This window comes from Collimonas humicola (assembly GCF_018304945.1).
Lineage (GTDB): Bacteria > Pseudomonadota > Gammaproteobacteria > Burkholderiales > Burkholderiaceae_D > Collimonas > Collimonas humicola.
On sequence record NZ_JAGQEE010000001.1, the window covers coordinates 83,810 to 108,985 of the forward strand.

The 25,176-nt window shown below is 54.1% G+C and carries 26 protein-coding genes and 1 tRNA gene; 19 read left to right on the forward strand and 8 right to left on the reverse strand.

Features of this window, described 5'->3' with window-relative positions; genetic code table 11:
* Positions 1–15 precede the first annotated feature (15 nt).
* The gene (locus KHU30_RS00400) at positions 16–573 is read left to right on the forward strand and encodes an NUDIX domain-containing protein (RefSeq protein WP_211440689.1); all 558 of its coding nucleotides are present in this window, start codon (positions 16–18) and stop codon (positions 571–573) included.
* An 86-nt stretch (positions 574–659) separates the two neighbouring features.
* Here the strand turns inward: KHU30_RS00400 and KHU30_RS00405 are convergent, their stop codons facing one another.
* Positions 660–1,469, reverse strand: coding sequence for a metallophosphoesterase (locus KHU30_RS00405; RefSeq protein ID WP_230427136.1), 810 nt, complete (start codon positions 1,467–1,469; stop codon positions 660–662).
* Between the two features lie 87 nt (positions 1,470–1,556).
* Entirely contained in the window at positions 1,557–3,248 is a 1,692-nt protein-coding gene (locus KHU30_RS00410) for an electron transfer flavoprotein-ubiquinone oxidoreductase (RefSeq protein WP_211440691.1), read from the reverse strand.
* A gap of 180 nt (positions 3,249–3,428) precedes the next feature.
* Here KHU30_RS00410 and KHU30_RS00415 point away from each other — a divergent pair, with 180 nt between their 5' ends.
* The gene (locus KHU30_RS00415; RefSeq protein WP_211440692.1) at positions 3,429–3,848 is read left to right on the forward strand and encodes an acyl-CoA thioesterase; all 420 of its coding nucleotides are present in this window, start codon (positions 3,429–3,431) and stop codon (positions 3,846–3,848) included.
* A 7-nt stretch (positions 3,849–3,855) separates the two neighbouring features.
* On the opposite strand, the gene KHU30_RS00420 is transcribed toward KHU30_RS00415, so the two are convergent.
* A complete protein-coding gene (locus tag KHU30_RS00420; protein ID WP_407928007.1) occupies positions 3,856–4,431 on the reverse strand; it encodes a LuxR C-terminal-related transcriptional regulator in 576 nt (191 codons plus the stop codon).
* Positions 4,432–4,546: 115 nt separating this feature from the next.
* Between KHU30_RS00420 and KHU30_RS00425 the strand changes: the two genes are divergently transcribed.
* From KHU30_RS00425 to KHU30_RS00460, 8 genes are all read left to right on the forward strand, one after another.
* Positions 4,547–5,248 (forward strand): CoA transferase subunit A, encoded by a 702-nt coding sequence (locus tag KHU30_RS00425; RefSeq protein WP_211440694.1) that lies wholly within the window; start codon positions 4,547–4,549, stop codon positions 5,246–5,248.
* A gap of 32 nt (positions 5,249–5,280) precedes the next feature.
* The gene (locus tag KHU30_RS00430) at positions 5,281–5,934 is read left to right on the forward strand and encodes a 3-oxoacid CoA-transferase subunit B (protein ID WP_211440695.1); all 654 of its coding nucleotides are present in this window, start codon (positions 5,281–5,283) and stop codon (positions 5,932–5,934) included.
* Positions 5,935–6,157: 223 nt separating this feature from the next.
* Complete coding sequence (locus KHU30_RS00435; protein ID WP_211440696.1) at positions 6,158–7,024, forward strand: alpha/beta fold hydrolase; 867 nt, start codon at positions 6,158–6,160, stop codon at positions 7,022–7,024.
* Positions 7,025–7,057: 33 nt separating this feature from the next.
* Positions 7,058–7,408, forward strand: a complete 351-nt coding sequence (locus KHU30_RS00440) for a RidA family protein (protein WP_098497937.1) — start codon at positions 7,058–7,060, stop codon at positions 7,406–7,408.
* A gap of 10 nt (positions 7,409–7,418) precedes the next feature.
* The gene (locus KHU30_RS00445) at positions 7,419–9,686 is read left to right on the forward strand and encodes a RelA/SpoT family protein (protein WP_211440697.1); all 2,268 of its coding nucleotides are present in this window, start codon (positions 7,419–7,421) and stop codon (positions 9,684–9,686) included.
* Positions 9,687–9,778: 92 nt separating this feature from the next.
* Positions 9,779–9,853, forward strand: a tRNA-Val gene (locus KHU30_RS00450).
* 825 nt (positions 9,854–10,678) lie between these two features.
* Positions 10,679–10,915, forward strand: coding sequence for a hypothetical protein (locus KHU30_RS00455; RefSeq protein ID WP_211440698.1), 237 nt, complete (start codon positions 10,679–10,681; stop codon positions 10,913–10,915).
* A 141-nt stretch (positions 10,916–11,056) separates the two neighbouring features.
* A complete protein-coding gene (locus KHU30_RS00460) occupies positions 11,057–11,488 on the forward strand; it encodes a transposase (protein ID WP_211440699.1) in 432 nt (143 codons plus the stop codon).
* A gap of 639 nt (positions 11,489–12,127) precedes the next feature.
* On the opposite strand, the gene KHU30_RS00465 is transcribed toward KHU30_RS00460, so the two are convergent.
* Together KHU30_RS00465 and KHU30_RS00470 are read right to left on the reverse strand one after the other, a co-directional pair.
* Entirely contained in the window at positions 12,128–14,410 is a 2,283-nt protein-coding gene (locus KHU30_RS00465) for a patatin-like phospholipase family protein (RefSeq protein WP_211442137.1), read from the reverse strand.
* 335 nt (positions 14,411–14,745) lie between these two features.
* A complete protein-coding gene (locus KHU30_RS00470) occupies positions 14,746–15,162 on the reverse strand; it encodes a hypothetical protein (protein WP_211440700.1) in 417 nt (138 codons plus the stop codon).
* Positions 15,163–15,456: 294 nt separating this feature from the next.
* Here KHU30_RS00470 and KHU30_RS25435 point away from each other — a divergent pair, with 294 nt between their 5' ends.
* A complete protein-coding gene (locus KHU30_RS25435) occupies positions 15,457–15,663 on the forward strand; it encodes a phage virion morphogenesis protein (RefSeq protein WP_329956624.1) in 207 nt (68 codons plus the stop codon).
* Here KHU30_RS25435 and KHU30_RS00480 read toward each other — a convergent pair.
* Positions 15,629–16,054, reverse strand: a complete 426-nt coding sequence (locus tag KHU30_RS00480; protein WP_211440702.1) for a hypothetical protein — start codon at positions 16,052–16,054, stop codon at positions 15,629–15,631. The genes KHU30_RS25435 and KHU30_RS00480 overlap by 35 nt on opposite strands.
* Before the next feature lie 739 nt (positions 16,055–16,793).
* Complete coding sequence (locus KHU30_RS00485) at positions 16,794–17,072, reverse strand: hypothetical protein (RefSeq protein WP_211440703.1); 279 nt, start codon at positions 17,070–17,072, stop codon at positions 16,794–16,796.
* Positions 17,073–17,629: 557 nt separating this feature from the next.
* Here KHU30_RS00485 and KHU30_RS00490 point away from each other — a divergent pair.
* From KHU30_RS00490 to KHU30_RS00510, 5 genes are all read left to right on the forward strand, one after another.
* Positions 17,630–17,812 carry a hypothetical protein gene (locus KHU30_RS00490; protein ID WP_211440704.1) on the forward strand — a complete coding sequence of 61 codons (183 nt, stop codon included), beginning with the start codon at positions 17,630–17,632 and terminating at the stop codon, positions 17,810–17,812.
* 509 nt (positions 17,813–18,321) lie between these two features.
* Positions 18,322–19,215: a hypothetical protein gene (locus KHU30_RS00495; RefSeq protein ID WP_211440705.1), complete on the forward strand. Its 894-nt coding sequence runs from the start codon at positions 18,322–18,324 to the stop codon at positions 19,213–19,215.
* Positions 19,216–19,282: 67 nt separating this feature from the next.
* The gene (locus KHU30_RS00500) at positions 19,283–19,960 is read left to right on the forward strand and encodes a CsgG/HfaB family protein (RefSeq protein ID WP_211440706.1); all 678 of its coding nucleotides are present in this window, start codon (positions 19,283–19,285) and stop codon (positions 19,958–19,960) included.
* A 25-nt stretch (positions 19,961–19,985) separates the two neighbouring features.
* On the forward strand, positions 19,986–20,354 hold the full coding sequence (locus tag KHU30_RS00505) for a DUF4810 domain-containing protein (protein ID WP_211440707.1): 369 nt from the start codon (positions 19,986–19,988) through the stop codon (positions 20,352–20,354).
* Between the two features lies 1 nt (position 20,355).
* Complete coding sequence (locus KHU30_RS00510; RefSeq protein ID WP_211440708.1) at positions 20,356–21,018, forward strand: DUF799 domain-containing protein; 663 nt, start codon at positions 20,356–20,358, stop codon at positions 21,016–21,018.
* A gap of 467 nt (positions 21,019–21,485) precedes the next feature.
* Here KHU30_RS00510 and KHU30_RS00515 read toward each other — a convergent pair whose 3' ends face one another.
* On the reverse strand, positions 21,486–21,896 hold the full coding sequence (locus KHU30_RS00515; protein ID WP_211440709.1) for a winged helix-turn-helix transcriptional regulator: 411 nt from the start codon (positions 21,894–21,896) through the stop codon (positions 21,486–21,488).
* Positions 21,897–21,985: 89 nt separating this feature from the next.
* On the opposite strand from KHU30_RS00515, the gene KHU30_RS00520 reads away from it, so the two are divergent.
* The 3 genes from KHU30_RS00520 (at position 21,986) to KHU30_RS00530 (ending at position 25,081) form a co-directional block, all read left to right on the forward strand.
* Positions 21,986–22,849: an SDR family oxidoreductase gene (locus KHU30_RS00520; RefSeq protein WP_211440710.1), complete on the forward strand. Its 864-nt coding sequence runs from the start codon at positions 21,986–21,988 to the stop codon at positions 22,847–22,849.
* Between the two features lie 174 nt (positions 22,850–23,023).
* A complete protein-coding gene (locus KHU30_RS00525; protein ID WP_211440711.1) occupies positions 23,024–23,404 on the forward strand; it encodes a hypothetical protein in 381 nt (126 codons plus the stop codon).
* 294 nt (positions 23,405–23,698) lie between these two features.
* Positions 23,699–25,081, forward strand: a complete 1,383-nt coding sequence (locus KHU30_RS00530; RefSeq protein WP_211440712.1) for a winged helix-turn-helix domain-containing protein — start codon at positions 23,699–23,701, stop codon at positions 25,079–25,081.
* Positions 25,082–25,176 lie beyond the last annotated feature (95 nt).

Consider the following 25,176-nt stretch of genomic DNA (forward strand, 5'->3'; position numbering starts at 1 on the left):
CGCCGGAGCGTTTGCATGGATAGTCACTTGAAAGAAACCCAGATCGCCAGCGCCGTCGCCTACGACGGCGATTTCCTCAAAGTACAGCGCGACAAGGTAGAACTGCCGGACGGCAAAGCCACCACCCGCGAATACATCAAGCATCCCGGCGCGGTTGTCATCCTGCCCTTGTTCGAAGACGGCACGGTGCTGCTGGAGCGGCAATACCGCTATCCGCTGGAACGAGTGTTCATTGAATACCCCGCCGGAAAAATCGATGAAGGTGAAGATCACCTGAGCTGTGCCAAGCGCGAACTGCTGGAAGAAACCGGCTATACCGCCAGCGAATGGCAGCACGTCTGCACCATCCACAACGCCATCGCCTATTCCGACGAGCACCTGGAGCTGTTCCTTGCGCGCGGCCTGGTGGCCGGCGAGCGCAAGCTGGACGACGGCGAATTCCTGGACGTCTTCAAGGCGCCGCTGGCTGATATGCTGGGCTGGGTGAGGGAAGGCAAGGTCACCGACGTCAAAACCGTGATCGGCACTTTCTGGCTTGAAAAGATCGTCGCCGGCGATTGGAAGCTTCCTTAAGCACCGTAGGGTGGGCAGGTTTTTTGCCCACGCGGTAGCGGACCGCATCCGCGTGGGCACAGGTGTTCACCCTACATTGGTCTCCTTTAATACGCCGTACAGATCACCAGCTCCGGATTCGCATTCAGGCGGATCGGCAAAGTGCTGCATCCTACGCCCCGGCTCACGATCAGGCTGCCGTTGTGCTCTATCTGGTGATGGCCAAAGTGGTACTTCCGGCAAAGCGGTCCGTGCGGCACGAGGACGGGCGTGCCGTCCGCGAAGGCGACCTGGCCGCCATGCGTATGTCCGGCGAAGCTGAGATCGAAGCGCTGGCCGTCGAGCAGCAGCAAGCCGTCGGGGGCGTGCATCAGCAGTATGCGTATTTTCCCTGCATTGCCGACCGTTTGATGTATATCCGGCGTACCGGTCCAGGGGTCGTCCAGGCCGCAGATCGAGACGGCTTCATAGGGGGCCGGCAGCGGACGATTACGGTTGATCAAAACCTCTACGCCAGCTTCGTCCAGAATCGCAGACAGCTGCGCATCGTTCGTCCACAGATCGTGGTTCCCCATGACCGCATATTTTCCGTAGCGGGGCTGGATGGCAGCCAATCCAGCTGTGAGCGCCTGCGCATAATGCGCGTGCCCGGAAACAAAATCCCCGCCTAGCAGCAGTACGTCTGGCTGCTGGCGATCGATTTCATCGAAGAGATCTGCAAATATCTGCGGGCTGGTAGTCGGGCCAGCGTGGAAATCAGATGCAAATCCTATGCGCAGCGGCGTGGTTAGTCTTTTGCCCGGTTCCAGTTCCACGGCGTAGTGCGATACGCCTAGCTTGCCGTGCAAGCCAAGCCGATAGCTCAACTTGGCGAAGAGGCCATTGAGCAGCAGCAGGTTGAGCGTGCGTTCGCTCAACCTGCGTGCCGGGTAATTGTGTCTGCCGCGCCAGCTTGTCATTGGATAGCTATGAAAAAGGCTGCATGCGCAGCCTTTGGGATGGAATTACATATTCGGATAGTTCGGCCCGCCGCCGCCTTCCGGCGTCACCCACACGATATTCTGCGTCGGATCCTTGATGTCGCAAGTCTTGCAGTGCACGCAGTTCTGCGCATTGATCTGCAAGCGTTCGGTATTGTCTTCATTGGTGACGAACTCATACACGCCGGCAGGGCAGTAGCGTGCTTCCGGTCCGGCATAGTCGCGCAGGTTGACGTTGACCGGCACGCCCGGATCTTTCAGGGTCAGGTGGATGGGCTGGTCTTCGGCGTGGTTGGTGTTGGAAATGAACACCGACGACAGGCGGTCGAAAGTCAGCTTGCCATCCGGCTTCGGATACTTGATCGGCGTGTAGTTGGCGGCCGGTTTCAGGCATTCATGATCGGCGTGGGAGTGGCGCAGGGTCCACGGCGCCTTGCCGCCGAACACGACCTGGTCGATGCCGACCATCAGGGTGCCCAGGTACAGGCCCTTGCTCATCCATGGCTTGAAATTGCGCGCCTTGTGCAGTTCTGCATGCAGCCAGGACTGCTCGAATGCTTGGCTGTAGGCGGTCAGCTCGTCGAACTGGCGGTTGTTGCCGAGGGCTTCGAATGCAGCATTGGCGGCCAGCATGCCGGTCTTGATGGCGGCGTGGCTGCCCTTGATGCGGCTGGCGTTGAGAAAGCCGGCATCGCAGCCGATCAGCGCGCCGCCAGGGAAGGTCAGCTTGGGCAGCGATTGCAGGCCGCCGGCGGTAATCGCGCGGGCGCCGTAGGAAATGCGCTTGCCGCCCTGGAAGAATTTGCTGATTTCCGGATGCGTCTTGTAGCGCTGGAATTCTTCGTAAGGCGACAGGTAGGGGTTTTCATAAGCCAGGCCGACCACGTAGCCGACTGCGACCTGGTTGTTTTCCAGGTGGTACAGGAAGGAGCCGCCATAGGTCTGGGTATCCAGCGGCCAGCCGGCGGTATGCACCACCAGGCCTGGTTGATGCAGCTTAGGATCGATTTCCCACAGTTCCTTGATGCCGATCGCGTAGGTCTGCGGATCCTTGCCTTTGTTGAGATCGAATTTCGCCATCAGTTGCTTGCCGAGATGGCCACGCGCGCCTTCGGCGAACAGGGTGTACTTGGCGTGCAGTTCCATGCCCAGCTGGAAGGCGTCGGTAGGCTGGCCGTGGCGGTCCACGCCCATGTTGCCGGTGGCGACGCCCTTGACCGAGCCATCCTCGTTGTAGAGGACTTCGGCGGCCGGGAAGCCGGGGAATATTTCCACGCCCAGCAGTTCCGCCTGCTGGCCCAGCCAGCGCACCACATTGGCCAGCGAGATGACGTAATTGCCATGGTTCTGGAAGCAGGCCGGCAGCAGCCAGTTCGGTGTCTTGTAGGCTTTTTTCTCGGTCAGGAACAGGAAGCGGTCTTCGCTGACTTCGGTCGTCAGTGGCGCGCCCAGTTCTTTCCAGTTTGGCAGCAGTTCGGTCAGCGCCTGCGGGTCCATCACCGCGCCGGACAGGATGTGGGCGCCGATTTCGCTGCCTTTTTCCAATACGCAGACGGACACTTCGCGTCCTTGCTCGGCGGCTTGCTGCTTGAGGCGGATCGCAGCGGCCAGGCCGGCGGGGCCGCCGCCGACCACCACCACATCGTATTCCATCGCTTCGCGCGGACCGTATTGTTCTAGGAGATTCTGCTGGTTCTGCCCTGGGGTTGGAGTCATTGTCTCTTTACCTATCATTAATTTTTCGAACGGATGTGCTAATTGTCGGGGATTTTGCGGCAGAATGCTAGGCTTCGTCTGCGGTTAGTGTTGTTCCTCGCATGTTGAGCAACGCAACGGGCCGATGCTGCTTGCAGCCGGCTGAGGCAGATCACAAGAGTATTCACGAAAGTTGAAATAATGGAAACCAGAAAACACGTCCACACCACGCGGATCGCGATGCGCTGGGGCGATATGGATGCGCTTGGCCACGTCAACAATACGATCTATTTCCGTTATATGGAGCAGGCGCGCATCGAATGGCTGCAAGAGCTCGGCAGCGATTTCGATTCCCGCCACGGGCCGGTGCTGGTCAATGCGCAGTGCAGTTTCTTGCGTCAATTGAAATACCCCTGCGAAGTCGAAGTCAAATCCTATGTCGGCGCCGTCGGCCGCTCCAGTTTCGAGGCCAGCTACGAAATCCGCCGCGCCGACATGCCCGATGTCGTGTTCGCCGAAGGTGGCGCGAAAATCGTCTGGGTCGATTTCGACCTGGAAAAATCCATGCCTTTGCCGGATGACCTGCGCCAATTGCTGACTAACCCTGCAGCGCCGGCCTGAACGTTCGCTACACCCGCTCCGCCTGCGTAATGCCGAGCAGGCGGTGCACCAGTTCGCTGGACGTCGATGCGGCAAATTTCTTCATCAGGTTGGCCCTGTGCATTTCCACCGTGCGCGGGCTGAGGCCGATCTGCTTGCCGATCAGCTTGCTGGTCTTGCCCTCCACCAGCAAGGCTGCGATCTCGCGTTCGCGCGGCGACAGCACGGCCGAAGCCCGGCGTTTTTCACTCAAATCCTCAAAGGTCCAGATTCCTGCCGCGTGGGTGTCCGCCGGCACCAGCGCATGGCCGGTGACATGGCACCAGAACAACTCGCCGCTGGCGCGCCGCATGATGCGCTCGTCGGAATAGATTCCTTTGGCGTTCATGATCGGCACGATGCGCGCGCCGGTGCGCTCAAACTCGTCCTGGGTCGGGTACAGCAGCTGGAACGACTGACCGTTCAATTCTTCCGGCTGGTAGCCGAACATGCGGGTCAGCGCCAGGTTGCACACCTGCATGATGCGGCGTTCGGAAACGCACATGCCTATCGGCGCATGGGCGAAAATGGTCTGGTAATCGATAGCGGAATTGGGCAATGGCACTGGCTGCAGCTTGAGTTCGTAGTTTTACGGTATTGTTGGATGTGTTACTTCATCATATGCTAATAGACCAAGAGCAAGGAAATAATAGCTAGTTTACACAAACAGGAGGCAAGGCATGAACAAAGTTTATCCTGACGCGGCAAGCGCGTTGGCCGGCATAGTCAAAGATGGCCAGACCATCGCCGTGGGCGGTTTCGGCCTGTGCGGCATCCCTGAGGCGCTGATCCTGGCGTTGCGCGATTCCGGCGTGAAAGAGCTGACGGCGATTTCCAACAACGCCGGCGTCGACGGCTTTGGCCTCGGGCAATTGCTGACTACCCGCCAGATCAAAAAAATGATCGCTTCGTATGTCGGCGAGAACAAGGAATTCGAGCGGCAATACCTGGCTGGCGAACTTGAGTTGGAATTCACTCCGCAGGGCACGCTGGCGGAAAAGCTGCGCGCCGGCGGCGCCGGCATCCCGGCTTTCTTCACCAAGACCGGGGTCGGTACGCTGGTCGCGGAAGGCAAGGAAATCCGCGACTTCGACGGCGCCAAGTATGTGATGGAGCGTTCGCTCGTGGCTGACGTATCCCTGGTCAAGGCTTACAAGGCTGACCGCAGCGGCAACCTGGTGTTCAACAAGACCGCCCGCAACTTCAACCCGAACGTCGCCATGGCCGGGAAAATCACCGTGGTGGAAGTCGAACACCTGGTCGAGGTGGGCGAGATCGATCCGGACCAGGTTCATACGCCGGGTATTTTTGTGCACCGCATCGTAGTCAATGCGAACCCGGAAAAGCGTATCGAACAGCGTACCGTTCGCCCTGCAGAATAAACAGAAAACAGAACCCAGACCAGGAGAACAAAATGGCATGGACACGTGATGAAATGGCCGCGCGCGCGGCAAAGGAATTGCAAGATGGTTTTTACGTCAACCTCGGCATCGGCCTGCCGACCCTGGTTGCCAACCATGTACCTAAGGAAATCGAAGTCTGGCTGCAGTCGGAAAACGGCTTGCTCGGCATCGGCCCGTTTCCGACCGAAGACAAGGTCGACGCCGACCTGATCAACGCCGGCAAGCAGACCGTGACTTCTTTGCCGGGATCGGCTTATTTCAGTTCTGCCGATTCCTTCGCCATGATACGCGGCGGTAAGATCAATATCGCAATCCTGGGCGCCATGCAGGTGTCCAGGAATGGCGATCTGGCCAACTGGATGATTCCGGGCAAGCTGGTCAAGGGCATGGGCGGCGCGATGGACCTGGTGGCCGGCGTCGGCCGCGTGGTGGTGCTGATGGAGCACGTGGCCAAGGCCAAGGACGGCACGACCTCGCACAAGATCCTGGAAGCCTGCAACCTGCCGCTGACAGGCGTCGGCGTGGTCAACCGCATCATCACCGACCTGGGCGTGCTGGACGTGACGCCGCAGGGCCTGAAGGTGATCGAGCTGGCGCCGGGCGTCAGCCGCGAAGATATCGTCGCGCAAACCGGAACGGCGCTGGATCTGAGCGCATTGCACTAAGACCGGGAAGATGCCGGCCCGGCCGGCGTTCCAAAAAAGCGGCGCCTGACACATTTGTCAGGCGCCGCTTTTTCATTGTGCTGTCCCGGATGCATCCCTAATGTTTAAGGGAAGGTGCAAGGGAAGGGCCATATGCGATAAGATGTTGTATATCCGCAAAGCAAACGCGCTGCTCGCAGCTGTTTGCCGCCGTCCAGCAAGCCTTAACCGAAACGGGGTATCGATGACCATCGCCGCGCACAAGTCTGTTCAATGCATTTCTCCCGCCGGCCTGCATAAAATGGCCTACCAGGAATGGGGCGATCCGCATAATCCGAATGTATTGCTGTGCCTGCATGGCGTCACCCGCGTCTCCGACGATTTCGACCAGCTGGCGCGCGCCCTGTGCGATACCTACCGGGTGGTCTGTCCGGACGTGGTGGGGCGCGGCCGTTCCGGCTGGCTGCGCGATCCGAAATACTATGTGCTGCCGCAATACCTGAACGACGTGGTCACCTTGCTGGCCCGGCTCAACGCCGAAACCGTCGACCTGGTCGGCACCTCAATGGGCGGCCTGATCGGCATCGGGCTGGCCTCGCTGCCGGAGAATCCCCTGCGCAGGCTGGTCTTGAACGATGTCGGTCCGACCCTGAATGCGGATGCCATGGGACGCATCGGCGAATACATCGGCGCCGACATGCGCTTCCCTACATTTGACGAAGCTGCGGCCTACGTGCGCGCCATCTCGGCATCGTTCGGCCCGCACACCGATGCTGAATGGCGCAAGCTGGCGGCCGATGTCCTGCACCAGAACGCCGGTGGCGAATGGACCCGCCACTACGACCTGAAACTGGCTGAGCCTTTCAAGTCGACCACGCCGGAAACCTTCAAGCTGTCGGAAGCGCTGCTGTGGAACGCCTACAAGGCGATCAGCTGCCCGACCTTGCTGCTTCGCGGCGCCGAGTCCGATTTGCTGTCGCCTGAGACGGCGCAGCTGATGACGCAATGCGGCCCCAAGGCCAAGCTGGTGGAGCTGGCCGGCGTCGGCCATGCGCCTACCTTGCTGCATACCGACCAGATTGAAATTGTCGCCGATTTTCTGATCGGCTGATTTGCTTTCATTTATTCTTATAGGAGATGATTCATGACTATCCAGCGCCTGCATGTCGGCAAGAGACTTTCGGAAGTCGCCATCCATAACGGTACCGTGTACCTGGCCGGACAACTGGCCGAAGACACCACCCAGAACATCGAAGGCCAGACGCGCGAGACGCTCGGCCATATCGACCGCCTGCTGGCCGAAGCCGGCAGCGACAAGCATCACATCCTGTCTTGCCAGATCTACCTGGCCGACGTCAAGGATTTCGATGGCATGAACCTGGTCTGGGATGAGTGGGTCGCCGCCGGCAATGCGCCGCCGCGGGCCACGGTAGAAGCTAAACTCGCGCGTCCTGAAATCCTGATAGAAATTATCGTGGTCGCCGCGCAAAAATAAAGATGCAAGCATGGTTTCGCTCACTGCAACACAACGCGCTACGCAAATCCAGCTGTGCACCGCCGGCCTGAGTGCGGCGGACAGCGCGCGCGTGCTGGACGCGCTGGCGTTCGTCGAGCCGCTGTACGCCGATAACGTCATCACTACCGGCCAGAGCACGCTCGATTTTTCACAAGGCGTGGCCAGCATCCTGGCCTTGCTCGATACCGATGTCGAAACCCGCATCGCCGCCTTGCTGTTCGAACTGCCCTTGCTGGACGCCAGCTACGCCGACACCATCGAGCAGCGCTTCGGCAAGGAAATCTCCGACCTGGTCAGCGGCATCCGCCAGCTGATGCGCCTGCACGGCTTTACCTTCGGCTTGCCGCAGGAAGTCATGCGCGGCAAGAACGCTGCGCAACAGGCCGCCAGCCAGGTCGAAACCCTGCGCAAGATGCTGCTGGCGATGGCCACCGACATGCGGGTGGTGCTGGTGCGGCTGGCTTCGCGCGTCACCGCGCTGCGCTATTTTTCCGAGCAAAAGATGGAAAACGAGCGCACCAGCCAGTATGCGCGCGAAACGCTGGACCTGTATGCGCCGCTAGCCAACCGGCTCGGCATCTGGCAGCTCAAGTGGGAGCTGGAAGACCTGTCGTTCCGTTTCATCGATCCGGTCACCTACAAGCGCATCGCCAAGATGCTGGAAGAGCGCCGCATCGAGCGTGAAGGCTTTGTCGATGCCGCCATCACGCGTTTGCGCAGCGAGCTGGCGGCGGCGGACATCAAGGCCGAAGTGTCGGGGCGGCCCAAGCATATCTTCAGCATCTGGAACAAGATGCAAGGCAAGGACCTGGATTTTTCCGAGCTGTACGACGTCCGCGCTTTCCGCGTGATCGTCGACGATGTCAAGACTTGCTACACGGTGCTGGGCATCGTGCACAACATCTGGGTGCCGATCCCGAAAGAGTTCGACGACTACATCTCGCGCCCGAAACAGAACGGCTATCAGTCGCTGCATACGGTGGTGCTGGCCGATGACGATCGCGCCCTGGAAGTGCAGATCCGCACCAATGAAATGCACCATTTCGCCGAATACGGGGTGGCGGCGCACTGGCGCTACAAGGAATCCGGCGGCTCCAATTTCTCGGCGCAGAAATACGACGAGAAGATCGCCTGGCTGCGTCAGCTGCTGGCCTGGAAAAGCGAAGTGGTGGATGCGGTGGTGGAGCATGAAGACAGCCGCCGCGAGTGGCTGGAAAAACTTAAGCAGGCTACCCTCAACGACCACATCTATGTGCTGACGCCGCAGGCGCGCGTGATCGAATTGCCGAGCGGCGCCACGCCCATCGATTTCGCCTACTACCTGCACACCGACGTCGGCCACCGCTGCCGCGGCGCGCGGGTGGACGGCAGCATGGTGCCGCTGAACACGCCGCTGAAGAACGGCCAGACGGTGGAAATCATCACGGCCAAGAACGCCCCCGGCGGCTCCGGCCCCTCGCGCGACTGGCTCACGCCGGGCTACGCCGCCAGCGCCCGCACCCGTTCCAAGGTGCGCGCCTGGTTCAACGCCATCGAACAGCAGGAGACCCTGGCCACCGGCCGCAGCCTGCTGGACAAGACCCTGCAGCGCGAAGGCAAGACCGCGGTCAACCTGGAAGAGCTGGCGCGCAAGCTGGAATTCGCCAAGCTGGAAGATCTGCTGCTGGCGTTAGGCAAGGATGAGTTCAGCCTGCGCCACGTCGAGCAGGCGCTGCACGACGACCACGGCATCAAGCCGATCGAGCACGGCAGCGAGTTCGAAGAAGCCGCTATCACCCGCAAGAGCCGCGCCTCCAGTGTGGTGCATGGCGGTAAATCCGGCGTGCTGGTGGTCGGCACCGACGGCCTGATGACGCAGCTGGCCAAGTGCTGCAAGCCGGCGCCGCCTGATCCCGTGGTCGGCTTCATCACGCGTGGGAAGGGTGTCTCGATCCATCGCGAAAACTGCAAGAACTTCGCCGAGATGCGCATCAAGGCGCCGGAGCGGGTGATCCAGACGACCTGGGGTGCACAGGAAGCGGAAACCGTCTACCCGGTGGACATCTTCGTGCTGGCCAGCGACCGCCAGGGCTTGCTGCGCGATATCTCGGAAGTATTCCTGCGTGAGAAAATCAACGTCATCGGCGTCAGCACGCAAAGCGCGAAGGCCCATGCGCGCATGGCGTTCACCGCCGAAATCGCCTCTACCGCCCAGCTGCAGAAGGCGCTGACGGTGATTCGCGAGGTGAAAGGGGTGCTGGAAGCCAAGCGCCAATAAGCCTGGCTCAGCAGGCGCGGGGAGGGCTGTCAGCTTTGTCTTCGCGCCTGCTTTATTTCCCAGAAACTTTGTGTCATAATAGCGGCCTCTCCGGGAGGTTAGCTCAGGGGTAGAGCGATCGCCTCACACGCGATAGGTCACAAGTTCGAAACTTGTACTTCCCACCAAGATTCCTGTTTTAAATCAATAAGTTAAGCCGGTCGTGAAAATCCCAGGGATAGTTCAGGGATGTTTTCATTAATCTGGGCTTCGATTTTGATCATTTCCCTGTCATCGTCTTGGTGACTAATCCACTTTGCATAGTCCCGGTAAAACACGTCTAGGCTATGTCCAAGCTGGGCCGCCATGTATGCAGGTTGCGCGCCCGCCATCAATCCCACCGTTGCATATGTCGCTCTCGTGCTATATGGGTGCCGACGGCGTATGCCTAGTAATTTCAAGGTTGGATTCCACTAAGGCTCCCTGATGTTTTGTTCCTTGGCCCAGGGCTTATTGGTGTTCGGGTTATGGAAGACTCGACCGCTTTCATCCAGGTAGGTCTATGCCTTTTGACGCTTCAGGGCTTGGAAGGCACGAGTCGTTAAATTGACAGTCCGCTCTCTGGACGTCTTAGTATCCACCATTTCACCACGGACAAATGCCTGCTTGACGACGACGGTTCTATTGCTGAAGTCGACATCCTTCTATTCAAGCCCAATACCTTCGCCCGTTCGCAGACCACCGAAAAACATAAAATCATAGAAATTGTGGACCTGTTGCGGACAGTCTCAGACAAACTAGCAATGATTTTATTTGCCTCGATCAGACTGAATGGGTCGGGCTTTTTCCTCTGCCATGAGGCACTTGCAATGGCGTTGCAGGGATTACTGGTTATTAAGCCATCGGCCACAGCAAGGTTGAGGGCGCTACTGAGTATGGCATGTGCAATGTGCCGCAAGAGAAAGAGTGTCGGGCAATTCGCGCGTGGGGATGATCTATGCAGGATGCGTCGGTTGACCCAGCGAATCAGCCAGTTGCGGGAAGCGTACGATAAGGTATGCCGCAAGAATGAGGTGTTCCAGAATGATGTTCTGGCAGGTTCGATTCTGGAGAGCGCTGTTGATGCCGCCGGCGACGCTGCGTGTAAGGCAAAGCAGTTTGTAGAACGTCGATCAATGATTGCTGAATTTCGCGTGAAAGCGGCAACGGACGATGGTAGCTCCCCATTATTTTTGTTGGCTCAAACTTGACCTGATATCTGCTTCGGCCGGCCTTAATGTCAGCTTAATGTTGTCTTAATAATGTCTTAATTCTATTGCATTGATTTCACTTTATATTTGCTCTGTCATTCATCATGACAGTAAGTCTCCTAATCCCTGATGGGCTGTCATGTGCCTGCAACCGAGAGGTTGCGGGCATTTCGAAGTTTTAATTGGAAACAGAAAAATAATTTTTTCATCATGCGTAGAAATTTTAAATTCGAAAAAACACTTCGGAATGATCAATGGGAAAAATTGGAACATACCTTCCCCGAAATCTTTAAAAAAAATTATCGCCGCCATAATGTCCGTCTTTTTATCGACGCTGTATTGTGGGTTACAGGGAATAACACAGCATGGAACTATCTGCCCGAAAAATACGGTAGTAAAACTTCTATTTACTCTCGCTTTTGTCGCTGGAGTGAAGAGGAAATCTGGCATTCCTTAGCGTTAAAGTTCGGTGATGACAATGAGCTGAAAGCGTTGTTCGGCTCGGTTGTTGAGCGCGCTGATCTTTTTATCAAGGCCAAGGAGTACCGAAATTTAAATGGAGCGGAGGGATAAGGTCAACAGCTATCCATTATTTGTAGTGACTTAAACTTGACCTGGGTAATCCCCCCCGCAAAAAAGTATCGGCTAAAAGTAGAATTTTCTTAAATGCGATTTTGAGGAAGTTTTACATGAAGACATCACGCATTTCGAACTTACGCTGATGCTGGAAAGGCGGGGGAGTTCAGATAGAAGAGCGGGACAACAGTAATATTTACCAGCTTCCAACATTCGCAAAATAATAGCTTTTCATTTTCGACGAAAGTACATCTGAAAATTGAAATTTGCGTAGCAAAAGAAAAGGGCCCACATGCCGTGAGCCTTTCAGATATTGGAGCTATGCTGCAAAAACGAGGTATTTCAGAACGATGTCCTGGCAGGACCGATCCTGGAGGGCACAGTGGGCGCCGCCGGCGCCGCTGCGTGTAAGGCAAAGCAGTTTGTGGAGCGCCGGTCGATGATCGCCGATTTCCGCGCGAAGGCGGCGACAAATGATGGCAGCTATCCATTATTTGCGAAAGAAAGTGATGTATCTGAGGGGCGGGTGCGCAGATGACTGCAAGCAGACGTTCATCGACGTGATTGAAGAACCCGTCCAGTTCGTCAACTTTCCGGCAAAAAGCAAGCCTTTCGCTTGTGTAGCCACAACGCCGTTCAGAACACCCGTCCCAACTGCAGATACAGATTCCAGACGCCGCGTGGAGCAACAGCTGCACCAAAGTACAGCGGACCGAGCAAACTATTTCCCCCTACAAACAAGCTTGCGTTCTTTTTGTAAGGACCGCGGCCAAACTCAGTCCGCGTATACCAGACATCTCCAATCTCAAGGCTGCTGCCCAGCACCACATTGCGTAAGCCAGGTAAATTCAAATCTGGCATGTCCCGCAGATAACTGGCACGACCATACAACAAGTAGCTCCCGTTAAATTGGTCCGTGCTGTAAGCCGACAGGTGCTGGAAACCTCCCAAGGTAAACCCGAGGCCGCCATTGCCCGCGGCATCACCCGCATTCGCATAGGTGCCGGCGGCCTCCAACGCCAGGTTGAGTGTATGGGGACCCTTGCTGACCGCCCACAGTGCCTTGCCTTGCACATCGTTGTAACGATTTCCGGTGGCGCCAAACGCGATGTTATTGACGGCAGAAAGATAGTAGCCTTTGCGCGGAAACAAAGGATCGTCGAGCTGATCGACGGTTATTTGCGAGCGAATGATGGGTTGGTTTTGCCGAGTGCGCTCAAACATAAAAAATGCGCCGTCCGGGTAGATAACGATCGGTGACAAGTAGGACGGCGCAATTGTCTGCCACTGATAATTGGCGCCGACACGCAACTCTCCGATCCGCCACAGCGGGATGCCGATGTCTATGCCGACCTTGGTCGTGTCGCTCTGAATGCCTAGGAGTGGAAGGGTTTTTGAGCTGGCATCGTCGCCACCGCCATAAAAATCAGCATGGCGGCGCTGGTATTCTGCATAGGGCGCCACATACAGACCGACGGTATTCCATAACGGCTGCCGCAATTCGCTACGCAGGCTGGTTTGTGCGCTGCCCAGTACGATGTCGTTGCGCCACTCCAAACCGCTTGCGGTCAACCATGGCAAACGGTGCCCCAACTGCAAGTTGAAATTTCCGCGGCCATTGAATGTATTCGATACGCCCAGGCCGAACAGCAGAAAATTCGGGCCCCAGGATTTTTCATCTGCATCCACCTTCAGCACGTTGTGGCCGTTCTCCGTCACCAGCTCCTGCGTCACGCTTTTGAAATCGCCGTTGGTCGCTAGCCGCGCTACATCCTTGTTCAAGGCTACCGGATTGTAGAAATCGTTTTCCTTGACGTCCAACGCACGGCGCACCACCGCTGCCGGCACCTGGCCATTGTTGTTGATCTGAATCTCATCGATATGGGTATCCTGCGCGAGCATCGGGCCGCCGCTGCGTGTCGCAAGATATTCTTTCCATTGCTGCTGCGGCAGCACCAGCGCCGCCAATTTGTCGCGCTGGCGCTCAGTCGCCTCGTAACCGGCCTTGACACCGTCTTTGCCGCGGGAAAAATCGGCGAAGCCCAGATCACCCATATCAGGCTCGATCAATATATCGTCCTTCTTGAGCGAATCGAGCTGTCTCTTGACGTTCTGCTGAATCAGGATAGTCACCATCTGTTGTGCTACCGCCGTCGGCGAATCGAGGGTGGCGGGATCCTGCAGGTCGGTAGCAATATTGACCGCGATAATGATGTCAGCGCCCATGCTGCGCGCCAGCGACACCGGCAGATTCTGCACCAGGCCGCCGTCCACCAGAGTGCGTCCATCCAGCTTGAGCGGTGCGAACAGGCCAGGCACGGCCATGCTGGCGCGGATGGCGCGCGGCAACGAGCCTTGGTTCAATATGACTTCGGCGCCGGTGCCGAGATCGGTCGCCACCGCGCGGAAAGGCGTCGGCAGCTTGTCAAAGGAAATATTCGCCGGCAACTGCGGCGTCCAGTTCTGCAGCAAGGTCAGCAGATTATTACCCTGCACCAGGCCCTTCGGTAGTTTCAACTTGCCGTCGCCATAGCCCGCGGATAAGCCAATCGGATATTGATAATCGTCTTCGCGCTGGGACTGCGGCAATTCTGCCCGGTCGTTGCGGTCGAAAGCGATATCGCTCAAACTGGTCTCGGTCAGGATGCGGTCCAGTTCATCGACCGACAAGCCGCTCGCATACAGCCCTCCGACCACGGCGCCCATGCTGGTGGCGGCAACATAGTCAATCGGGATATGCATTTTCTCAAGCGCTTGCAACACTCCCAAATGTGCATAACCGCGCGCACCGCCGCCCGACAGGACCAGGCCGATGCGGGGGCGAATCTGCACGTCGGTCTTTGTATTGCTGACTTCGATTGTGGCATTGGGTGCTGGCGACACGGCATGTACTTGGGCTAGCCCCAGCAATGCATACATGCTTACACCGCGAATTAACCAGAGCAGGATGTGAGGAAGCATCGACTTATTCAAATTGTTCTGCCCTTTTTATACGCTGAAGAATGTTAGGGATATTGACATTCGCTTGAGCTTTAACGGCAGTGTCGACGGAACGATCACAACGAATTACTCGAAGCAAGAGACCGGTTTTTTACTCAGTGGGGACGGAAAAAATATGGCGACGTGAACAGTGTGGGAGGCACTGCTCGCGTCGCCGCGTGGCAGTATATAACCGCAAGAAAAGTCGGGGTCGCACTATTTTTTAGGTGAAGTTCAGGCTAGGAAAATGAACTGGAGGCACTCTCCATCCCGGCTTACTTAACAATCACAAAAGGCATATTGTGTTGAAAAGCAGGACTTGGATCCTTGACGGTCGAAGTCATTATGTCGCATCTTTGCTCGGGACTTAATGGCGGATAAAATTTTCCAGTGAGCAATCCAATTCCCATGCTTGTTGCAAAGGTGGTCAAGCCGCTTGGGGCCGGGGGGCAGGTCTTGCTCCCATCGGGCGATTTTGTGTTTTTCCTTGCTATATTCGAGCTTGCCACGTCTGATGATATGTCGTTACTGCCATTTTTTACTACGTTACTTTTTAACGATTTGCTGTAATCACGCGATACCGCTTTAATTGCAGCATCTATGTCCGTATCGTTGCTAACAGCCGTTGCTGGCGCGGCGACAAGTACACATATAACAATTAACGGGGCATGCAGGGGAAATGAATTTCTCATCAGATCTTTCGCGACAAATTACGAATTACAGGGCAATGGCTAATAGCTACCTAGTGATGGTGCAAATAGCGTTATTTAATCAAATGCAAAAGTAAAAAACTTTCAGCTATCAACGTAAGCAAGGACTTCCCGATTGAACCCGAATTGACTGCCTTCTAGGCTAGGGCAGTATAGTCAACATATATGAAGGAAGAATGAAGGTCCGGGCTCGTCTGAAAAATGAGCAAGTTTCCCGGCCAGCGTGATACGTGCGTCTCATGTCATTTAATGATCGGTCTTTGTTCTACAGAGACAATGGCATTGTGTCTCCACGTTGTAGCACGCCAAGGTCACAAAAAAGGGCCGACATATCACTATCCGGCTCGGCCTTTACTTGGTTTTAGTGTGACCGATCAAGCATTGATTAATGATTCGCTGTTGCGACATTTGCCGTCCCCCAGGGAACGTGAGCCGAATACCGACGACTTTAGTCGGTCGACATCCTGCAGCCACTTGATGTAACACTCTTTGGCGAGTTGAACATATCTGCGGACTGTTGTGGAGATGGATCTTGCCCTCCACGGTACTGATTATTGTAATTGTTCCTAGCGGTGTTCGACTCTTCATGCGTTCCGCATTTAAAACGCTCCTTCGCCAAAGAGAATGATTTCCCCGCCCCCTTATTCAGCGCGTTGTCCTCGTTGATATTCGGGATTCTTTTTTCAGTGTCTGTTAAGAGAATTTTCTTTCGTTCCGCAGGCAGCAAGCGATTGAAATACTGTGTTGCAGAAGATTGATTTTCTTCATCTTTGTTGTGTGAGCTCGTTTGAGCGTGCAGCGTGGTATTCCCCAAACTCCCTGCTACAACAAGCCATGAAGCGATACGGGAAAATCGATATAAGTGGTTTTTCATAACAGTCCGAAAAATAAAACGCCAAATCTGCATGACAAATTGTTATTTTATATAGCTATTATGAATATTAGATGAAGCGTATCTTGCCGACGATGCATTCGACGCAGGGAGCAGTGGGGCAGAACGTCGCCGCGATGGTCACTGTCTTGCTCAAGAGCGCCGCAGAGGTGAGGCTATCGCGGTCGCACCTGGATAGCTTGACCCGCGAATCAGCCAGCTGCAGGAAGCGTACGACAAGATGTGCCGCGAGAATGAGACGTTTCAGAACGATGCCCGGCCGGTTCAATCCTGGTGAGCGCAGGGGGGGGGGCGCCGGCGACGCCGCGTGTAAGGCCAAGCAGTTTGTAGAGCGCCGGTCGATGATTGCGAAATTTCGCGTGAAAGCGGCAACGGACGATGGTAGCTATCCATTACTGCCTTAATGCGATTCTAACGTTGTCTTAATGGTATCTTAATATTGTTGCATTGATTTCGCTTTATATTTGCTTCGTCATTCATCATGACAGTAAGTCTCCTAATCCCTGATGGACTTTAACGTGCCTGTAACCGAAAGGTTACGGGCATTTTTTTTGAAGAAATTGTGACAATCAAATTTGCGAGCGCTGCGCTTGTTCTGGGGCTGCTGACGGCATGCGCCGTAGATCCGTATTCTAGTTCGGGCATATCTTTACTTAATCAGAATTTTCTTTACCAAGTTTTAACTGGAAACAAAAAAATGAATAGTCCACGGTCAATCTGCTCAGAAGTTGACGCTGATGCGAAGCACTGATTTTTTCTTTCTTCTTATTAGAATCGGCATCGCAGGCATCGCGTTTTCCGTTGCGACGACAGCGAACGCCCAACCCCGATCTATCACTATCAGTTGCGGATCGGCCTCGAACGGACTTGGCGTCGAGATAAAAACGACGCAGCCGAAAAAGCACGCATGTCCATAGGCGATCAAGGACGGACTTGGCGTCGAGATAAAAACGACGCAGCCGAAAAAGCACGCATGTCCATAGGCGATCAAGGTGGCCAATACTTATCTCCGGGCGATAGATAAGCCGAATCCTATAAAAATCATGGTCAACGACATTACTTGGATCTGTCGGGAACGCAAGGGTGAGACCAATCCTTATCGGGAATGCGTCATGCAGAAAAAGCCTAGCGAAAGGGCCTATCTGGTTTCATAGCTCCGCCCGAGAATTTTACGTCTGACTCACCCCAACTAGCCCCCGTAAATATCGAGGCAGTTTGTGTCGTGGCAATTCGCGATTGCAAATCAGATGTGCTTAACCGGGCGGCTTCTTTGGAGATGCGGTACGGATTGTCCGCGTGTGCCAAGAGGGATTGACTGACAAGGTCGCAAAAATGGGCCGGCATATCACTATTCGGCCAGGTCTTTACCTGGTTTTAGCACTACCGATCGCGCATTGATTTGTAGTGCATGGTTGCGGCTCTAAACAATATTGCATAGGGCCTAGCTTCGAGGAGCAGTGGTTTGTGGAGCGCGTCGCGCTCGCTAAAGGACAGTCGGTTGGCATCGCCGGTAAGCACCGCTGGGCGTAGCTGATCATTGTCGACGAAGCCGCGGGCGTGAGCGACGATCGCTTCTTCAATCTGCGTGCCCAGTGCTCTGTGCTGGCCGCCGAGGCTGTCAAGGATGCCCGCATCACGTTCTCCAATCGGCAAGTCCAAGACCTGCTAGACCAGGCGTCCAAGTTTCCCTATTTCTTCGATGAGAAAGGCAGGTATCACATCGAGCCCAAGACAAAATGAAAGAAGAGGGGGATCCAGTCTGCGCGGCCTTTCTGGAGAACGCGCACTACATAGTATCTGCTGACTATGACTCCCGTTATTGCGAACTAGATGCGACGCGACGGGTTGCGGAGGATGCGTTTGCCACAGCCTAAGGTGCAATTTTCTCGGCACAGCTAAGTTATTGGTGAAAGTCGCGCGATCTAGTCTGTTTCCTCGACGGCTTCAACCTGCGCTTTTGAAGTTACGGCAAAGCAGGGCGTTGTTATGGCACAACCTCGCTCAATGAATTGTCTAACGGAAAAGAAAACAATTGCAAAATCCAGCCATTTTGAATGACATGACAATCATTAACAATTTGTTTTTGGTTAGAGTCGGGCTGCCATAGAGCGCATAAAAATGGAACAAAGGGCTCCTTGGATTTCAGGTATTTCCTTTGCTGAATCTGGTTAGTCCATGCGACGATTTTTAGATGGTCAATCCCCATTTAGAAATTAGCCCTACTTTAAAAATAATTCAATTACCAGATTATGAAAACAAAATTTGCACTAACAATTACATTGTTTACGCTAGCAGCTTGCGGTGGTGGGGGAGGAAGTGACAACGCTGCGACAAATACGCCACCTGCGACTAATACGCCTCCTACTGCCGTAACGACACCTGCTACCTCACCGCCGCCCGCAACTACGCCACCGCCGAAGCCTGTTATTGGAGAAGCGTTGCCTAGTCTCGCTAGTCCCCAACCAGGCTCAACTGCTGCTGTGGGAAATGGGGTTGAGGGTATCTGGAGTAATGCCAGTAGCTTCTTCCCTGAAATTGGTTTCATTGATTCGCAGAATAATCTGTCTGCAATAAACATAAACTCGTCCGCAGTGCCAAAACATCTGTTCGGAGTGATTTCCACGACTTCTTCCGGCTGGTCTCTCATATCCGGTCTTGAGACATCAAACTTTTTGTTCAGTCCCACAACTTCTGGCAGTGGCACATACACTGCTAAGCAAACCTTTGCGGGTAGCTATATGACGGCATCCGCTAACCCTAACAATTTTTCCTGGACCTACGATCCGGCCAACGCACTTTCCGTAAATCAAAGCAGCGTGGGAGGAACGTGGTCGAAATCAGGTGATTCGTTGGTGATTGGGAGCGATGGGACTTTTACTGGTACGTTTTTAAACTGCAATGTCAGCGGTACGTTGTTACTCGCATCGCCAGGCACCAGCAAAAATCTCTATCAAATGATTTTGACCGCCGCCGCAGGTAATACCAATGCATGTCAGATTCCCGCTGGACTTCGGTTTACAGGGAATACAGGAATTACGTTTGTGCCGTTGATTGGGAATAATGGCTACATACGTTCGATTCCGTTCTTGCTTAAATCAGATGGCAATACAGGGACTTTAGTGGGGCAGCTAAATAAGCAATAAATTTGCATCACTCTGCAAAATTATTGAATATTTTCTCGATAAAAATTTTGTTTTTTGGGATTAACTCATGGAAAAAACTAGAACAATTCCAGTGTTGGCTATGGCCGCATTGTTGTGCACTTTCGGAGGCTGTGCGACCGAAACATCAAATTCTCTGCCAGTGCAAAAAGTGGAAAGCGCTGGCAAACCATACACTGGCGCGCGCACTCAAATTGCGGTTGGCAAGTTCGATAATCGTTCCAGCTATATGCGCGGTATCTTTTCTGACGGTGTGGATCGTCTTGGTGGGCAAGCCAAGACTATTCTGATCAGTCATCTTCAACAAACTAACCGTTTCAATGTTTTGGACCGGGACAATATGGAAGAGATGAAACAGGAAGCGGCAATCCAAAAACAAGCTCAGAGCCTTAAGGGTGCTGATTATGTTGTGACTGGCGATGTTACCGAGTTCGGTCGCAAGGAAGTTGGCGACCAACAGCTGTTCGGCATTCTGGGGCGTGGAAAAATCCAGACCGCCTATGCAAAGGTGAGTTTGAATATTGTCAATGTCAAGACGTCCGAAGTGGTGTTTTCCACCCAAGGGGCCGGCGAATATAACCTATCCAATCGCGAGATCATCGGTTTCGGCGGTACGGCCAATTACGATTCCACGCTGAACGGAAAAGTACTTGATTTGGCGATGCGGGAAGCAATTAACAATCTGGTGTCTGCTATTGATTCGGGCGCTTGGCAACCTGGAAAATAAGAATAACTAAGAGGGGCGAGCGAACATGAAGAAGCTAGAGCTAGGGAATATTGGCGCATTGACGCTATTGAGTTGCATTGCGCTTACCGGTTGTCATACAGCGCCAAAGCAGCTCTATCAATGGGAGAGCTATCAGCCACAGGTATACGAGTACTTCAAAGGTCAAAAAGGCGTGGAGGAACAAATCAGTGCACTCGAACAGGATTTACAGAAAATCCGGGCGACGGGAAATATGGCTCCTCCTGGGTATCATGCTCATCTTGGGATGCTATATGCGAGCATTGGAAAAAACGATCAAGTAATACAGGAATTCGAGACTGAGAAAACTCTGTTCCCGGAGTCATCCACTTACATGGATTTCCTGACGAAAAAATCAAAAAAACAAGAGAAATAATATGCTAAAGAAAATTTCTAGATCGCTTCTTTGTTTATCTTTGCTCCTTCTTGCCGCTGGTTGTGCGACACGCGCTAAGCATGTTGTTGACTATACGGCGTTCAAACAAAGCCGTCCTAAATCAATTCTGGTTTTACCGCCAGTGAATACCTCTCCTGACGTCAATGCGACATATGGCATGTTGTCGCAAATGACGTACCCTTTGGGTGAGGCTGGTTATTATGTATTGCCGGTCGCGTTGGTTGATGAAACGCTCAAGCAAAATGGCATGACTAACGCCACAGATATTCAAGCGATAGCGCCAGCCAAGCTAAATGAGATCTTCGGAGCCGATGCGGCGTTGTATGTGACCGTTAGCAAGTACGGTTCAATTTATGCGGTTCTCAGCAGCGCCGTGGTCGTGACTGCCGATGCCAAGCTTGTAGACCTAAAAACAGGTGGAACGCTATGGTCCGGGACGGCTAGCGCGTCGAGTAATGAAGGAAGAAATAGTGGTGGCGGGTTGATAGGTATGCTGGTTACTGCGGCGGTAAATCAAATTGCAAACAATCTTTCTGATAAAAGCCATGTTATTGCCGGAGTAACTAGTCAACGCTTGCTGTCTGCCCATCAACCAAATGGCATACTGTATGGCCCGCACTCACCGAGATACGGCACCGACTGATCTAACCTAATTGACAAAGTGGAAGTTTAATTAGATGGCCAATGCCCGCTCCAAACGGTGAGCGGGCTTTTTATTTTTTGAACAGGAAAACTCCTGTATTTCCTCGTTGGCGATGGCTCTATTATCGCCGCCATGAAACCTGTCGAGGCAGCGCAAAATGCAGTGACCGAAAGGCCAGTTCCGCATTTGAAGGTCGTCCTCAAGGCATAGGCTCGATTCCTGAAGCTCCTAACCTACTGCCCGAATTTTTCTGAATTACTTATGTTGTTTGCGTGTCAGCGCGAAGAGATGGTCTGATCGCCCCATATGCCCAAGCTGTGCCGCCATGTATGCAGGTCGCGCGCCCGCCATCAATCCCACCTTTGCATATGCCGCCCTGGTGCAATACAGGCGCCGACGGCGTATGCCTGGTAATTTCAAGGTTGGATTCCAATAAGGCTCCCTGATGTCAGCTATCCGTTAATTACTTAGACGAGTTTTGGCGAAGGGGGGCGCCGTACATCTAAACTGTCGGGAAGCATGGTATCGATGCAATCGGCCAACGCTTCAACTCTCTCTCCCAGAATTCTTCCTCGTGGAGTCAAGGAATATTCCACGTGGGGCGGTACGGTCCCATAAGACTTCCGATGAACCAACCCGTGTGCTTCCAGGCGCCTCAAGGTTTGCGATAACATTTTTTCGCTCACCCCACCGACCATTCTGCGCAGCTCGCTGAAACGTCGAACTTCGCCCATCAGTACGATAAGCAGCAATATGCCCCAAGGACTCGTGACGTCTTTAAGCATCTCACGACATGGGCATTCAGTCGATGGGAGCCCCAGGCGTTTGACTTGTGCGGAAAAGGACTCAGATGCGATCAGTTTGTTTTGCGTGGCCATCTCTACACTAACCTATCGGTGCGTACTTACGGAAAGTAAGCTAATACATTATTGTAGGTGCCTTACTCAACCAAACCAAGGAATTTGTCATGATAGTTGTTACAGGGGCCACAGGGCAGCTCGGTCGTCTGGTCATTGAAAACCTTTTACGCACGGAACCCGCGTCAAGCATCGTCGCTGTAGTTCGCGATCCTGCGAAGGCGGCCGATCTATCGATTCTAGGCGTTCAAGTCCGTCAGGCTGATTACACGCAGCCAGCGTCGCTTAGGACAGCGCTTGCTGGCGCGGATAAGCTACTGCTGATATCGTCGAGCGAGCTCGAGTCCGGACAGCGCGCCTCTCACCACCGCGCCGTGATTGACGCGGCGGTTGATTGTGAAGTCAAGCTGATCGGATACACGAGCGTTCTACACGCCAGCACATCTCCGTTGGGGTTGGCGGCTGACCACGTTCAAACCGAGGCGATGCTTAAAGCTTCAGCCATCCCGTTCGTTGTGTTGCGCAATGGTTGGTACACCGAAAATTACACGATTTCAATTTCAACGGCGCTGGCTCACGGTGTGCTGATGGGTAGCGCTGGCGACGGACGAATTGCTTCGGCTTCGCGGGCTGACTATGCCGCCGCGGCTGCATTGGCGATGACGTTTCCCGATCAAGCCGGACGGGTCTACGAACTGGCAGGGGATACTGCCTATACCTTGTCGGAGTTCGCGGCCGAAATCTCGCGGCAGTCCGGCAAGACGGTCAACTACATGAACCTGCCGCGTGAGGAATACAAATCGGCGCTCGTGGGCTTTGGTCTGCCCGAACCAGTCGCGGATCTGCTCGCAGATTCTGACAGTGGCGCTTCGCAAGGTGGCCTTTTCGACGATAAGCGCCAGCTCAGTGCATTGATCGGCCGACCAACAACGCCGATGGCTGAGACGATCGCAGCGGAACTAACACATAGATAATTGTTGGCGACATTGTCGCCAAATCAAGGCGTTGTCAAGCAAGGTGACGCGTCAGCATTGTGCTGAGCTGTTGGTTGCGCCAAGCCTCTGCAGCGTCGAGGCTTGGTCGCTGATCAATTGATTGATTTAGCTGACACCGCTAACGATAGTTGTTTGTTTTCACAGGAGGTTTCAATGGGTATTCGATTTCTCAAGATCGCGGTGATCTATCTATTCGCCGGCGCGTTACTTGGCGGCTATATGGGGGCGACCGACAACTTCGTTTTGGCTCCAGTCCATGCACATCTCGCTTTGCTTGGCTGGGCTTCGCTCGCGCTTGCGGGTTTGATTTATCATCTTTACCCGGCGGCAGCATTGACGCTCCTCGCGCGAATTCATTTTTGGTTGCACAACATCGGTCTGCCATTTTTCATGCTCGGTCTCGGCTTGGTGCTTACCGGTCATGCAGCTGCTGTTCCCATCGTATCCATCTCTGCAGGCTGCGTTACTATTGGCCTGGCAGCGTTCACCGCAAACGTTCTGATGAACGTGAAATCTGATCCCGGCCGAGGGTAATCTATTAGGAAAGCTGGCAAGTTGGTTGTGGTCGACCAATTCCGGTCATTCGCTGCACATTTTTTTGGGTGGAACTTGCCTGCGAGCCGGGTGTAAGGCCAAGCGGTTTGTAGAGCGCCGTTCGACGATTGCCGATTTCCGTGCAAAAGCGGCAACGGGCGATAGTCGCTATCCATTATTTGGAACGACTCAAACTTGACCTGACAACTGCACACGTCAAACATGGGGAATGTCCGATCAAGTCGAAACTACTACAATTGAATAGCCGACAAAATATAAGTGATGCAAATTTGATTGTCGTTGATTGCAAAAAACGTATGTTTTTTTGGGATCGCTGAAATGCATAACTCATCAGGCGCATTTGCCGATATGGATCCAGTCTCTGCGGGGTTCGATATAGACCGGGATGGTTTTGTTTCTTACAAAAATTCACTTCTCTTTTTGCCCCCAAAGGAACGCGGGGCCTTTCGTTTGTTGCTCAATGCATGGCCGAAAGTCGTTTCAAAGGAAGATTTTTCAAAAAATGTCTGGGCTGGGCGCATGTCGGATGAAAGTTTGGCCCGCTGCATTACGCAACTGCGCCGGGCTCTCTCCAATCTTGGCGTGGTGGAGATTGATGCCTTTTATGGCCAGGGCTATCGTCTGACGATCTTGTCGGGTAAGGTACAGCGATTATCGGTTGTGCCGGCGATGAATCATTCCTCCCACAAATCCGATGCGGCAAAGCCCCATGCCGCATTAGTCGAGGCTTGCATCCACGCCCGGCAATTACTTGACCGTCGTTCTCTGGATGCCTTTTCCCAGGCTGAATCGATACTCAAAAATGTCATCGCCAAGGCTCCCGAATATATGGTGGCCAAACTGCTGCTCGCCCAATATGTGGCCGACAGAGCTATTTTTGACGGGAATATACAGCGCTCACAAATCGAGGACGCTCTTGACCAACTAAAAATCGTTCAAGATGCCGAGCCGTGTCTGCAAGGCCTGCAATCGCAGATGGGCTATCTCCTCGATTGCAAGTGGCATTTTGATGAGGTTAGGGGCATGCACGAGCAAGCATTGCAAATATCTCCTGACGATGATGTCGCCTATTATTGCTATGGTTTTCATTTATTGATCAGTAATTCCCCGTCCGAAGCCATCAGCGCTTTCCGTACAGCCATTCAACTCAACCCATTCTCGCCACATATGGCCGTCGCATTAGCACGCGCCTATGCTTGCGCAAATATAAATCCGGCTGAAGTACTTGCTCAAGCACGAAGCGCGTACTCATCTCATCCAAATAGTCCTTCGTCTTATATGACTCTACTCTACACGCTAGCTTGGGTGGATCCGCAACCGGAGATCGGTCATGCCGCGCGTCATTTTGTACAAAAAAGCCGCTACACGCACGCCAACGAGCCGAGGGTCGTAGCATACATACTTGCGCGGTGTGGTGATCGTGCAGGAGCGTTGGAAATCATCGAAAAACATAGCAGCATCGGCGCGATATATCTGCCGGCTTTAATTGCCATGGGAATGCTTGACGAGGCGATGAAGGAAGTGAAGGCCGCGGCTGAAACCGGATTTGGCATCTTGCCTCTGACACTCAGTTTTCCAGAATGCTCTGAGTTGCAACAACACCCAGACTATCCTTGGGTGCATGAGAAAGTATTTTCCCGTATTCCCAAAAAATAAACTTAGTCGCAGCTTAAGTATGGAATTTCCTATGGTTCAATTATTATTGACCTGCTCCCTCGAGATCCGTACGGCTCAATTTGGAATCTACCCAA

Bases quoted from the DNA above. Each gene is read 5' to 3' on its own strand.
- KHU30_RS00400 (WP_211440689.1), top strand. From the start codon at position 16: ATGGATAGTCACTTGAAAGAAACCCAGATCGCCAGCGCCGTCGCCTAC.
- KHU30_RS00410 (WP_211440691.1), bottom strand. From the start codon at position 3,248: ATGACTCCAACCCCAGGGCAGAACCAGCAGAATCTCCTAGAACAATAC.
- KHU30_RS00415 (WP_211440692.1), top strand. From the start codon at position 3,429: ATGGAAACCAGAAAACACGTCCACACCACGCGGATCGCGATGCGCTGG.
- KHU30_RS00425 (WP_211440694.1), top strand. From the start codon at position 4,547: ATGAACAAAGTTTATCCTGACGCGGCAAGCGCGTTGGCCGGCATAGTC.
- KHU30_RS00430 (WP_211440695.1), top strand. From the start codon at position 5,281: ATGGCATGGACACGTGATGAAATGGCCGCGCGCGCGGCAAAGGAATTG.
- KHU30_RS00435 (WP_211440696.1), top strand. From the start codon at position 6,158: ATGACCATCGCCGCGCACAAGTCTGTTCAATGCATTTCTCCCGCCGGC.
- KHU30_RS00440 (WP_098497937.1), top strand. From the start codon at position 7,058: ATGACTATCCAGCGCCTGCATGTCGGCAAGAGACTTTCGGAAGTCGCC.
- KHU30_RS00445 (WP_211440697.1), top strand. From the start codon at position 7,419: ATGGTTTCGCTCACTGCAACACAACGCGCTACGCAAATCCAGCTGTGC.
- KHU30_RS00465 (WP_211442137.1), bottom strand. From the start codon at position 14,410: ATGTATGCATTGCTGGGGCTAGCCCAAGTACATGCCGTGTCGCCAGCA.
- KHU30_RS00470 (WP_211440700.1), bottom strand. From the start codon at position 15,162: ATGAGAAATTCATTTCCCCTGCATGCCCCGTTAATTGTTATATGTGTA.
- KHU30_RS25435 (WP_329956624.1), top strand. From the start codon at position 15,457: ATGGCATTGTGTCTCCACGTTGTAGCACGCCAAGGTCACAAAAAAGGG.
- KHU30_RS00480 (WP_211440702.1), bottom strand. From the start codon at position 16,054: ATGAAAAACCACTTATATCGATTTTCCCGTATCGCTTCATGGCTTGTT.
- KHU30_RS00495 (WP_211440705.1), top strand. From the start codon at position 18,322: ATGAAAACAAAATTTGCACTAACAATTACATTGTTTACGCTAGCAGCT.
- KHU30_RS00500 (WP_211440706.1), top strand. From the start codon at position 19,283: ATGGAAAAAACTAGAACAATTCCAGTGTTGGCTATGGCCGCATTGTTG.
- KHU30_RS00505 (WP_211440707.1), top strand. From the start codon at position 19,986: ATGAAGAAGCTAGAGCTAGGGAATATTGGCGCATTGACGCTATTGAGT.
- KHU30_RS00510 (WP_211440708.1), top strand. From the start codon at position 20,356: ATGCTAAAGAAAATTTCTAGATCGCTTCTTTGTTTATCTTTGCTCCTT.
- KHU30_RS00515 (WP_211440709.1), bottom strand. From the start codon at position 21,896: ATGGCCACGCAAAACAAACTGATCGCATCTGAGTCCTTTTCCGCACAA.
- KHU30_RS00520 (WP_211440710.1), top strand. From the start codon at position 21,986: ATGATAGTTGTTACAGGGGCCACAGGGCAGCTCGGTCGTCTGGTCATT.
- KHU30_RS00525 (WP_211440711.1), top strand. From the start codon at position 23,024: ATGGGTATTCGATTTCTCAAGATCGCGGTGATCTATCTATTCGCCGGC.